The sequence below is a fragment of the Paraburkholderia sp. NMBU_R16 genome, assembly GCF_013282575.1.
GTDB lineage: Bacteria > Pseudomonadota > Gammaproteobacteria > Burkholderiales > Burkholderiaceae > Trinickia.
In genome coordinates this window covers 1-1,236 of sequence record NZ_JAAAYE010000208.1, presented here as the reverse complement: position 1 = coordinate 1,236, position 1,236 = coordinate 1, and the positions used below count along the sequence as shown (strand labels likewise).

At 59.6% G+C, this 1,236-nt stretch carries 1 protein-coding gene; it reads left to right on the top strand.

What is annotated here, in order from left to right:
• Positions 1 to 68 precede the first annotated feature (68 nt).
• Positions 69 to 1,189, top strand: a protein-coding gene (locus GWC77_RS27855) for an IS3 family transposase (protein WP_173262730.1) whose coding sequence is annotated in 2 segments (ribosomal slippage) — positions 69 to 327 and positions 327 to 1,189 — 1,122 coding nt in all. Because the reading frame shifts where the segments join, the coding sequence is not laid out codon by codon here.
• The last annotated feature ends 47 nt before the right edge of the window (positions 1,190 to 1,236 follow it).

Genomic DNA, 1,236 nt, shown 5'->3' with positions numbered 1-1,236 from the left:
TGACCTGCCCCCAACAAACCGGGCCAGTCAGAACCTAGTAAAGTTCGTTTTCGGAGAAGAAGACGAACATGAAGAAGCGTTTTACGGAAGAGCAAATCATCGGGTTTCTGAAGGAAGCCGAGGCCGGCATGCCGGTGAAGGAGTTGTGCAGGAAGCACGGCTTCAGTGACGCGTCGTTCTACACGTGGCGCGCGAAGTTCGGCGGCATGGAGGTGTCGGAGGCGCGCCGGCTGAAGGACCTGGAAGCAGAGAACGCGCGGCTGAAGAAGCTGCTGGCCGAAGCGATGCTGGATATGGAAGCGCTGAAGGTGGTCGTCAAGGGAAAGCCCTGAGCCCACAAGCCAAGCGCGAAGCAGTGGCGGCGATTCGGGAGAAGGTCGACATCTCGGAGCGCCGCGCCTGCCGGCTTGTTGGGCTATCTCGCAGCGTGTTGCATTACGAGTCGAAACCGGACCACGAGAATGAAGCGCTAACGGCGCGCCTGGTGGAGCTGGCGCATGAGCGCCGGCGGTTCGGCTACCGGCGGCTGCATGCACTCGTGGAGCGCGAAGGCATTCACGCGAATCACAAGCGCGTGCATCGCCTTTATCGTGAAGCTGGGCTGGCTGTGCGACGCCGTCGTCGGCGCCACGGCGTCATGATTGAACGCGAACAGTTGGCTTTGCCGAGCGGGCCCAACGAAGTTTGGTCAATTGATTTTGTGATGGATGCACTGTCGAACGGGCGGCGTCTGAAGTGCCTGACTATCGTCGATGACTTCACCAAGGAGTCCGTTGATATCGTCGTGGACCACGGCATGTCCGGCTTGTACGTCGCACGAGCGTTAGACCGAGCAGCACGTTTCCGGGGTTATCCCAAAGCGCTGCGAACGGACCAGGGACCGGAATTTACGAGCCGGGCGCTTGACCAATGGGCCTACGCCAGTGGCGTTACGTTGAAATTGATTCAGCCCGGCAAGCCGACGCAGAATGCGTACATCGAATCGTTCAACGGCAAGTTCCGCGACGAATGCCTTAACGAGCATTGGTTCAAGAGCCTTGCGCATGCCCGAGCGATCATCGCGGCGTGGCGTCAGGACTACAACGAGGACCGGCCCCACAGCGCATTGAATTATCTTTCGCCAGCAGAGTTCGCGGCGAAACATCGGGCAACAGCGGATGCTCCTGCCGCTTTCCAGGAGCTGGTTTAAAGGGACTTTGCTAGAAGCCGACTGGCCCTACCGAAGGGGGCAGGTCA